Below are 8,457 nucleotides of genomic sequence, written 5' to 3' on the forward strand. Positions count from 1 at the left end.
CGCCACGGTCGGCGCGTGGAATCCCGTGCCCTGCCCACCCGTCGCGCGGCGCAGGGCCCGCAGTCGAGCCCTGACCCGGTCGGAGAGCTCTCCTGCCGCCTTGCGCGTGAAGGTCAGCCCGAGCACGCGATCCGGCTCGACCAGACCATTGGCCACGAGGTACACGACCCGGGCCGCCATCGTCTCGGTCTTGCCCGAGCCTGCACCTGCCACCACCAGCGCAGGCTCGAGGGGCGCCTCGATGACTGCCTGCTGCTCGGGGGTGGGTGGGTGCGTCCCGACGAGCTCCGCGATCTCCGCCGCCGACCTCATGCGCCGACCACCCGCCCCTCGGGCCAGGCCGGACAGCTGCGCCGCACGGGACACATCCGGCAGTGATCCCCTCGGGTCGCGTCCATGGCCGAGCGTGAGGCGACGTCGGCGACGTCGGCCAGGAGCGTCTCGGTCCAGGCCGGATCCGGAGCGTTCGACAGCGCGTCCTGCACCTTGATCGTCGGCCTGACCGTGCCTCGTCCCACGTAGACGAGCTGGGCGCCGCCGGACCTCGCCCCGGCCGCCACGTCGTCGAAGGCGCCGGAGTCGACGGCGGCCTGGTACGCCCCCAGCTGAGGGTGCTGGACGGTCTGGGCCCCCGTGACCGCGTGCGTGCCCGTCTTGAGGTCGACGACGCGCAGCACCGGGCGGCCGTCGGCGTCCGTGCCCACCCGCTCGATCCGATCGACGACTCCGCGCAGCAGCACCCGGCCGAGCCGGGCCGTGAAGGGCTCCTCGAGCGCGAGGTACGGGTCAGCCGTGGACAGGTACTGGGCGAGCAGGACGACCATCGACTCGGCCCGTCGACGCGTCTGCCGGGACAACCAGCCCTCCGGCAGACCCAGCTCGGACCACCGGGCGTCGAGCGCCGACGAGAGCTTCTCCACCGTCCCGGTCGGGAACTCGGCGGCGAGGGCGTGGACGAGGGTGCCGAGGGACTGCTCGGCGGACGAGACGCTCGTCCCGCCGACCGCCTCCAGCGCCCACCGCAGCGCGCACTGCGTGGCGAGCTCGAGCTTGGACGGCGACAGCGGGACCGGGCCGTCCGCGGGCCACAGCGGGGCGTGCGACGAGGGAGGTGCCGCCCCGTACCAGGCGGAGGGATCGGCTCCACCGACACCGTGGGCGGCCAGGTGGGCCAGCAACGCCGCCGCTGCGCCGGCCTGAGGCTCCTGCCCTGCCTCCACGACGCTGCGGCACTGCGCGACGACGGCTCGCAGGTCCAGCGCATGGGGCACCGCAGCGAGGCGCGCGTCCACGTCCCCGGTCCCCGGCGGCTCGACCAGGTCCACGAGAGCGGAGGGCTGCTGCTCGGTGTCGCGCACCGCCGTGACGACCAGGCGCCGGCGGGCGCGGGAGACCGCGACGGCGAAGGCCCGGAGCTCGTCGTCGAGCACCGCGGCCCTCGACTCCGCATCGAACTGCTCGGTGACTGCCGCCCTGCCCTCGACGACGTCGACCAGGTGCGCGGCACCGAGGATCGAGTCCCTCAGGCGCAGGTCGGGCCACGTCCCCTCCTGGACGCCGGCGACCACGACGAGGTCCCACTCCGCACCGGCGGCTCCCGCCGCCGTCATCAGGGACACCGCCTCGGCGACCGAGCCGTGCGCGGCCAGGGAGTCCGCCGGCAGGTCCTGGGCCGTGAGGTGGGCGAGGAAGGCCGCCGGCGGCGCCTGCGGCATCCGGTCGGCGAACTGCTCGGCAGCGGTGAACAGCGCCAGGACGGCATCGAGGTCACGGTCGGCCCGCTCCCCCGCCGCTCCACCCGCCAGGGCACTTCGACGCCAGGGCTCGGCGAGACCGGAGGCGGACCACACGGACCACAGGAGGTCGAGCACCCCGGTGCCAGGGCGCGCGGCGGTCTCCCTGCCTGCCGCGAGCACCGTGGCGAGCCGGACGACGGAAGGGCGTACCGCTGCGGGAAGGGTCGAGGCCCTGGCGGGGTCCGCCACCACCTCGACGAGGAGGTCGTCGCTGGTCCTCGTCCCGCCGCCGGCCACCTCCTCCGCGCGCAGTGCGCGCCGCAGGTGGCGCAGGCCCACGGCATCCGTCCCCCCGAGTGGCGAGACGAGGAGCTCCGAGACCTCGAGCGGGTCGAGCGTCGCCGGGTCCGGCTCCAGCGCCGCATGCATCGCCCTCAGCAGCGGGCGCACCGCGGGCTCGGCGCGCAACGGGAGGTCGCTGCCGAGGATCTCGACGGGCACGTGCGCGGCCGACAGCGCCCTGCGCAGCTCACCGACCTGGCCGCCCGAGCGGGCGATCACCGCCATCCGGCTCCAGCCGAGCCCCTCGTACAGGTGGGCGGCCCGCAAGGTGTGGGCGACGAAGGCAGCCTCCTGGGCCGCCGACCGCAGCAGAACAGCTCGCACGGACGCGTCCGCACCTGCAGAGAGCCCGTCGGCAGGCAGCGCGCCCGCAGTGAGCCCGTCGGCAGGCAACGCCGACTCCGCTGCCCGATGCGTACGGACCGTCCCTCGGATCTCCGCCGTGACTGCCGCCGTCACCGACCGCAGGGCCGGAGCGTGCCTCCACACCCGGGGCAGCACGATGGTCGAGGCGCCGAAGGCCCCGAGCTCGGATCCCGCCGGGAGCGGCGCCCGATCGACCAGGCCGGGACTGGCACCCCGGAAGGTCTGGACGGCGATGTCCGGATCCGCGAGCAGGACCAGCTCGGCACCGTCCTGCGCGAGCGTGTGCAGCAGCCGGACGGTGCCGGCGGTCGCCTCCTGGTAGTCGTCCACCACGACCGTCCCCCACCGCGGTCGGGGCTGCTGCGGGACCTCGGACTCCCAGGCGAGCAGGGCCTCGGAGGCCTCGTCGACCACGACGGCCGGGTCGAAGCGCGCCCCGGCATCCGGCGTCCCAGCGCGCAGGACCGTCACGTCGAGGTACTCGGCGTAGACCGCCGCGGCCGCCTGCCACGCCGGCCGGTCGTGCTGGGCACCGAGCCGCGCGAGGTCCGCGGGTCGCAGGCCACGCTCGGCCGCACGCATGAGCAGGTCACGGAGCTCGTCCCGGAAGGCGCGCAGCCCGAGCGCCGCAGGCGGCACCGACGCGGGCCAGCCGACGGGCCGACCCTCGCCCGCCTGGTGACCGGCGAGCAGGTCCGCCAGGACCAGGTCCTGCTCCGGACCGGAGATGAGGGTCGGCGTGGGCTCGCCGAGAAGCGATGCACGGGCACGAAGCACCGAGAACGCGAGGGAGGACGGAGTGCGGACCACCGCGGCACCGCCGGTCCGGGGCAGGTGCGCCGAGAGCGCATCCCGCAACCGCGCGGCCGACCGACGCGTGGGCGCCAGCAGCAGGACCGGCTCGGCACCGTCGCGCGCCCTCGCTGCACCCGGCGCGGCCGCCGGGCCCGCTGCGGACGCGCCACTTGTCCACGCCCCGCCGTCCGCTGAGGCGAGCCGGTCCGCCGTGAGCGCGAGGGCCGTCGTCGTGCGCCCCGAACCCGGTGCACCGGTCACCAGGAGCGCTCCGCCGCGATGGTCGACCACCGACTGCTGAACCGGGTCGAGCGCAGGCCACGGGTCCGGTTCCGCGGGTGGGGTCAGCCTCAGCACGGGACGATCCCACCACATGCCACCGACAGGGCCCTCACGGCCTGCCGAGGCGTCGCCCCGGCACCCTCCCTGCGCGGCCTACAGCCCGTCCGGGTACGGCCAGGCGTTCGGCAGGCACGGCGCCACCGCGATCGTCTGCTGCTGCATGAGCGGTGCGAGCTCGCCCGCCGCCGGGCAGGTCTCGTGCGGATGCCCGAGCAGGTGGCCGACCTCATGGTTGACCACGTACTGGCGGTACACCGTCATGTCGGGGAACTCGTCGGTCCCCGAGACCCAGCGCGTGTGGTTGATCGCCGCATGCCCGTAGCGGCCGCAGGAGTAGATCCCGTTGGTGTTCAGCGGGGCGCACATCGCGTCCACCAGGTCCGGGGAGGCGAGCACCACACGGATCTCCGCGTCGCCATCGGTCCTGGCGAAGCTGATCGTGCCCCCCGCGCCCCAGCCGCGGGGGTCGTTGAGACTCGCCATCACCATGTCCGCGAAGACGGGCCCGTCGATGTCGAGACCGACCTCGACCTCGACCCGCACGGTCCTGATCGACGAGGCGGACGGGTCCGGCGCGGGCACGTTCCCCGCCACGATCGCCAGCTCGCCGCTCGCTGCCGTCGGCTCGGCCGTCGACAGGAGGCCGGCGCTGAGGTCAGCGGCACTCAGGACGGGACCTGTCGGCTCCGGGCTCTCGGTCGGCTCGGGCGTGACGACGGGAGTCGGGGTGGCCGTCGGGCTCGGGGTCGACGACGCCCTCGCGGAGGCGTCGGAGCCTCCGTCCGTGCCCGGCGAGGCCTGCGCGCCGACGTCCGTGCCGGGCGAAGCCGCCGACTCGGGGAGCACGCGCGCGTCGATGGCGGCCAGCGCCGTCCCTGCTCCGGCGCCGAGCCCGAGCAGTCCTGCGACGGCGAGCGCGACGGCGCCGAAGCGTCCCCGGCTGCGCCGCAGGCCGCCGGCTTCGCGCTGGCGCCGGGCACCGTGCTGCGGAGGGTTCCGGGACATGTCCCGGGCACCGTGCTGCGGGGGGACGCGGGGCGCAAGGTGCGACCCGGTCCCCGCCGCGTGGTCAGCGGTGCGGGAAGCCGCGTGCTCAGCGGTGCCGGAAGCAGCGCGCGACGTCGCGTGCGCGCCGGCGTGAGCACCGCCGTGCGGGGGCAGCGGCGCGACCCGCGGCCGAGCAGGGCGGCGCTCGCCCCTCGCCCCTCGATCCGGACCCATCAGCCCATCGTGGCATCCCCGCGCCGCCCCGGCGACGCCCTGGCTCGCTAGCATCGTCGAGGTGAGCCCCCCGCGAACGACCAGGATGCCGCGCGACGAGCGCCGTCATCAGGTGCTCGAGGTGGCCCTCGACCTGTTCTCCCGGGACGGCTTCCACCATGTCTCGATGGACGACATCGCCGAGCGGGCCCAGGTGAGCAAGCCGGTCCTGTACCGGCACTTCCCCTCCAAGCTGGACCTGTACCTCGCCGTCGTCGATCACCGCGGCGAGGCCCTGGTCGCTGCCGTCGACGAGGCGCTGGCCGGCGTCGGCGCACGTCCCCTCTCCGCGGGGCAGGCCGTCGTGGAGTCCGTCGCAGAGGCGATCGTCAGCGCCTACGTGCGCTTCGTCGCCGAGTCGGGGGACTCCTTCGCGCTGCTGTTCGAGTCGGACGTCACCCACGACGACGCCGTGCGCGAACGCGTCGAGCACGCCTCACGCCAGGTGGCGCTCGCCCTGCGGCGGGGACTGCAGAGCTCCACGGGGCTCGGCCAGGACGACGCGGACCTCGTCGCGACCGTGCTCCTGAGCATGGCGACCGCCACGGCGACGTTCACCTACCGCGCCAGCACCGTTCCGGTCGACCGCGCGGTGGACCTCATCAGTCGGCTCGTCTGGGGTGGCGTCAGCTCCCTGCCCCGCCCTCGTCCGTCTGCGGGTGATCCGGCAGGACCTTAGGATGCCGACAGACAACGACGAAGGGATCGACGTGGACATCACGATCGGCATGCGGGACGTGGCACGCGAGCTCCTGCTGGAGTCCGACCTCACCTCCGAGGCTGTCACCAAGCAGGTGCTCAAGGCACTGGAGGTCGGGGCACCGATCGAGCTCGCAGACTCGAAGGGCCGCAAGGTCATCGTCCCGGCGAGCGCCCTCGGCTACATCGAGATCGGCAGCGACCAGGAGCGTCGCGTGGGGTTCCACAACCTCTGAGGCGCAGGCGCCGGTTCGGCGCGCTGAGCCACTCGCTCAGGCCGCGAGGCTCTGCTCGTTCGCTCAGGCCGCGAGGCTCTGCTCGTTCGCTCAGGCCGCGAGGCCGAGCCGGTCCATCCGGCGGGAGTGCTCGGCCGTGAGCCGGGCGAAGAGGGTCTGCTGCGCACCCTCCTCGCCGACGACGCCCTCGAGCAGCCGCTGGATCTCCGGGTGGTCGACGATGACACCCTGCACGACGGCGAGCGCCTCGCCGAAGAGCCGGCGCCCCCACAGGGCGGACCGGGCCGAGAGCGTCGGGTCGTTGACGGCCTCCTCGGCGATCGCGTCGATCACCAGCGCCGCATGACCGTCGTCGGCGAGGACCTCGAGCATGACCTCGCGCGTCCTCTCGTCGAGGCCCTGCGCCAGCGTCCGCGCGAAGTCGTCCGAGACGCCGTAGCCGACGTATCCCTTGACGAGCCGCTCCCACCACGTGCTCGGCTCGGTGCGCTCGTCGAACTCGACCAGCACCCCGGCGAAGGGCGCCATCGTCGCCTCGAGCTCCCCGCCCAGCTCCTCGATGCGGGCCGCGATCAGGTCGAGCCGCTCCCGCGCGATCCGGGCGAGACGGCTCACTGCGAGCCGTCCGGCAAGGGTCGGCGCGTGGTCCGAGTCGGCGGCGAGCCGGGTGAACTCCGCGAGTTCGCCGTACGCCGCCATCCCGAGCACCGCGAGCGCGGTGCCGCTGTCCGGGACGCCGTCACCTGCGGGGACGGGACTGTCGACGGTCGGCCCGGGCGACGGCAGCGATGTCATCTCCCCAGGCTATAGGCTGGGGGGGTACATCGGTTGACCGGTCGTCCCGTCTCTCTTCGCGCACAGCTCGACGCGCGGCGCCTTTCGCGATCGGCTGCCGTCCCCGACCGCGGCCCGTGCGGTGCGAGAGCACCCTCGTGCGTTCCCCGCGGCACCGAGAGGTAGGACATGACCACCACGCAGCACACGGACGCGCCCGAGAACCCGGACGCACCCGAGACCACCGAGATCGCTCCCGCCGCGCAGCCCACGTTCAGCGACTTCGGCATCCGTGCCGAGATCACCGACGCACTGGCCGAGGCCGGGATCACGCACCCCTTCCCCATCCAGGCGATGACCCTCCCGGTCGCCCTGTCCCAGCACGACATCATCGGCCAGGCCAAGACCGGCACCGGCAAGACGCTCGGCTTCGGCCTGCCGCTGCTCGAGCACGTCGTCGGCCCGGACGAGGACGGGGTCGAGCTCCTCCACCACCCCGGCAAGCCGCAGGCCCTGGTGATCGTCCCGACCCGCGAGCTCGCGGTGCAGGTGGCCGGCGACCTGGAGACGGCCTCGCGCCGCCGCTCGGTCCGCATCGTCCTGCTCTACGGCGGCCGCGCGTACGAGCCGCAGGTCGCTGCGCTGCAGCGTGGGGTCGAGGTCGTCGTCGGCACCCCTGGTCGCATGATCGACCTGATGAACCAGGGCTACCTCGACCTGTCCTACGCGAAGACCGTCGTCCTGGACGAGGCCGACGAGATGCTCGACCTCGGCTTCCTCCCCGACGTGGAGAAGCTCCTGAGCCGCACGCCGGCCTCGCGCCACACCATGCTGTTCTCCGCGACCATGCCCGGCGCGGTCGTCGCGATGGCGCGTCGCTACATGACGCAGCCCACGCACATCCGCGCCAACGACCCCGACGACCAGGGCGCGACGCTCAAGGCGATCAAGCAGGTGGTCTACCGCGCGCACGCGCTGGACAAGGTCGAGGTGCTCGCACGCCTGCTCCAGGCCAAGGGACGCGGCCTGACGATCGTCTTCGCGCGCACCAAGCGCACCTGCGCCAAGGTCGCGGACGAGCTCGTCGAGCGCGGCTTCGCGGCCGGCGCGATCCACGGCGACCTCGGTCAGGGCGCTCGTGAGCAGGCGCTGCGCGCGTTCCGCACCGGCAAGATCGACGTCCTGGTCGCGACCGATGTCGCCGCGCGCGGGATCGACGTCGACGACGTGACCCACGTCGTCAACTACCAGTGCCCCGAGGACGAGAAGACCTACCTGCACCGCACCGGGCGAACCGGCCGCGCGGGCAAGACCGGCACCGCCGTCACCTTCGTCGACTGGGACGACACCCCTCGCTGGGGCCTGATCGACAAGGCCCTCGACCTGGGCTTCCCGGAGCCGCAGGAGACGTACTCCAGCTCCCCGCACCTGTACGACGACCTCGACATCCCCGAGGGCACCAAGGGCCGCCTGCCGCGCAGCGAGCAGAAGCGCGCCGGTCTCTCCGCCGAGAAGCTCGAGGACCTGGGCGAGACGGGCAAGAAGCACGGCTCCGGCCACGGCGACCGTGACGGCAAGGGTGACCGCGACCGCAAGCGCCACGGGGAGAACACGGGCCACGGGGAGCACTCGGGCGGTCGGCGTGAGCGCTCCGCTCGCGGCGAGCGGGACGGGAAGCCTCGCGAGGCCTCGACCACCGCGGCGCCCGCTGCCGAGGGTGGCGAGAGCTCCGGCGGTCGTCGGCGTTCGCGCAACCGCCGTCGCACGCGTGGCGGCGAGTCCCCGGCCGGCTCGACGAGCCCGGCCCCTGCGGCGGAGTGAGCCGCCTGCACCAGAGAGCCACCTGCACCGCTGAGCCGACTGCACCGCTGAGCCGACTGCGCGGTGGACGACGATCGGGCCCGGCA

The 8,457-nt window shown here is 74.0% G+C and carries 7 protein-coding genes; 3 read left to right on the plus strand and 4 right to left on the minus strand.

All coding sequences use genetic code 11. From position 1 onward, the window contains the following. From ABWK99_RS10675 to ABWK99_RS10685, 3 genes are all read right to left on the minus strand, one after another. Window positions 1-312 (minus strand): UvrD-helicase domain-containing protein (locus ABWK99_RS10675; protein WP_372594686.1); only part of this gene is annotated, 312 nt, incomplete at its 3' end. Continuing rightward, the gene (locus ABWK99_RS10680; protein ID WP_372594687.1) at window positions 309-3,596 is read right to left on the minus strand and encodes an ATP-dependent helicase; all 3,288 of its coding nucleotides are present in this window, start codon (window positions 3,594-3,596) and stop codon (window positions 309-311) included. The genes ABWK99_RS10680 and ABWK99_RS10675, both read right to left, overlap by 4 nt. Before the next feature lie 78 nt (window positions 3,597-3,674). Continuing rightward, complete coding sequence (locus ABWK99_RS10685) at window positions 3,675-4,586, minus strand: DUF3152 domain-containing protein (protein ID WP_372594688.1); 912 nt, start codon at window positions 4,584-4,586, stop codon at window positions 3,675-3,677. A gap of 277 nt (window positions 4,587-4,863) precedes the next feature. Here ABWK99_RS10685 and ABWK99_RS10690 point away from each other — a divergent pair, with 277 nt between their 5' ends. Both ABWK99_RS10690 and ABWK99_RS10695 read left to right on the plus strand, forming a co-directional pair. Beyond that, window positions 4,864-5,520: a TetR/AcrR family transcriptional regulator gene (locus ABWK99_RS10690; protein ID WP_372594689.1), complete on the plus strand. Its 657-nt coding sequence runs from the start codon at window positions 4,864-4,866 to the stop codon at window positions 5,518-5,520. Window position 5,521: 1 nt separating this feature from the next. Next, complete coding sequence (locus tag ABWK99_RS10695) at window positions 5,522-5,776, plus strand: DUF3107 domain-containing protein (protein WP_372594690.1); 255 nt, start codon at window positions 5,522-5,524, stop codon at window positions 5,774-5,776. A 90-nt stretch (window positions 5,777-5,866) separates the two neighbouring features. Here the strand turns inward: ABWK99_RS10695 and ABWK99_RS10700 are convergent, their stop codons facing one another. Further along, window positions 5,867-6,571, minus strand: coding sequence for a ferritin-like fold-containing protein (locus tag ABWK99_RS10700; RefSeq protein WP_372594691.1), 705 nt, complete (start codon window positions 6,569-6,571; stop codon window positions 5,867-5,869). A 168-nt stretch (window positions 6,572-6,739) separates the two neighbouring features. Here ABWK99_RS10700 and ABWK99_RS10705 point away from each other — a divergent pair, with 168 nt between their 5' ends. After that, complete coding sequence (locus tag ABWK99_RS10705) at window positions 6,740-8,371, plus strand: DEAD/DEAH box helicase (RefSeq protein WP_372594692.1); 1,632 nt, start codon at window positions 6,740-6,742, stop codon at window positions 8,369-8,371. Window positions 8,372-8,457: the final 86 nt, after the last annotated feature.

The organism is Actinotalea sp., from assembly GCF_041597215.1.
Taxonomy (GTDB): Bacteria; Actinomycetota; Actinomycetes; order Actinomycetales; family Cellulomonadaceae; genus Actinotalea.

Coding starts and splice junctions, on each gene's coding strand:
- ABWK99_RS10705 (WP_372594692.1), top strand. CDS start 6,740: ATGACCACCACGCAGCACACGGACGCGCCCGAGAACCCGGACGCACCC.
- ABWK99_RS10685 (WP_372594688.1), bottom strand. CDS start 4,586: ATGTCCCGGAACCCTCCGCAGCACGGTGCCCGGCGCCAGCGCGAAGCC.
- ABWK99_RS10700 (WP_372594691.1), bottom strand. CDS start 6,571: ATGACATCGCTGCCGTCGCCCGGGCCGACCGTCGACAGTCCCGTCCCC.
- ABWK99_RS10695 (WP_372594690.1), top strand. CDS start 5,522: ATGCCGACAGACAACGACGAAGGGATCGACGTGGACATCACGATCGGC.